General features: G+C 49.6%; 2 protein-coding genes. Both read right to left on the minus strand.

Annotated elements, in window-relative coordinates; translation table 11 throughout:
- Positions 1–395: structural protein (locus PSI23_RS21685; protein WP_273557007.1), on the minus strand; the 395-nt coding region annotated here is incomplete at its 3' end.
- Entirely contained in the window at positions 379–708 is a 330-nt protein-coding gene (locus PSI23_RS21690; protein ID WP_273557008.1) for a phage holin, lambda family, read from the minus strand. The genes PSI23_RS21685 and PSI23_RS21690, both read right to left, overlap by 17 nt.
- Positions 709–838 lie beyond the last annotated feature (130 nt).

The following is an 838-nucleotide window of genomic DNA, read 5'->3' on the forward strand; positions in this document are numbered from 1 at the left end:
TCAAATGCCCGTGTGAAAACATCATCGGAATACGGTTGCGAGCCGTTCTCGTGCCAGATAATGGACTTAGCCAACGCAATCAACGTGGGTTTATCAATGTCGAGAACGTGATGCGGGTCGACGTTCAGTGCCCCGGCAACCCCCTTGATGTAGGCTGAGGTGTTGTTTTCCACATTTGGCGCCCAGCGATCTATCATCCGGTACACCGTCTGGTAGCCGTTCTTATGATAATTACACAGCAACTTCATGAGTGCCCGAATACCATAGAGTTCAGACTCAAAGCGACAGAACCGAGGATTTTTTACCCCCGTTTCAATTCCAATTTGCCCCTGCCATTTATTCTTCGGATTGTGATCGATATTGCCCGGATTGTGATTCCTAATGCCTCTGGTCATCACTGGCCCCCGCTCTTTTCTCTGCCGCCTTACGCAGCAATTGACCGATAAAGTCGGTCCCCAAATAGCCAATCACCACACTGCCGATGTAGGCCAAATCAGGATTCAGACCGATGAGATTTAATACATCACGTATAAACCACGCGAACATGGCACACATAAAGGCATCGATTGAGACTTTTAGCCAGCCGCCGCCATTATAGCGTCCTCGGAGGAAAGCCATTGTCCCTGCCAGCGCTGCCCCGATGCCTTGTTCCCTTATCGAGACGAGCCAGTCACCCAGATGCACCCAAAAGTCAGGATTTTCTTTCATCTTCATATTCCACCCCATCTGAACAATGGGCGTCCGTGGGGTGAGCTATGGTCGCCCCTGTTAGTGAGTATTTGTTTGGTCTAATGTGAAAAACTTAACGCCCTGAGTGTTATCTTCTTGCAGGATGGCA

It is taken from the genome of Xenorhabdus yunnanensis (assembly GCF_028598805.1).
Classification (GTDB): domain Bacteria; phylum Pseudomonadota; class Gammaproteobacteria; order Enterobacterales; family Enterobacteriaceae; genus Xenorhabdus; species Xenorhabdus yunnanensis.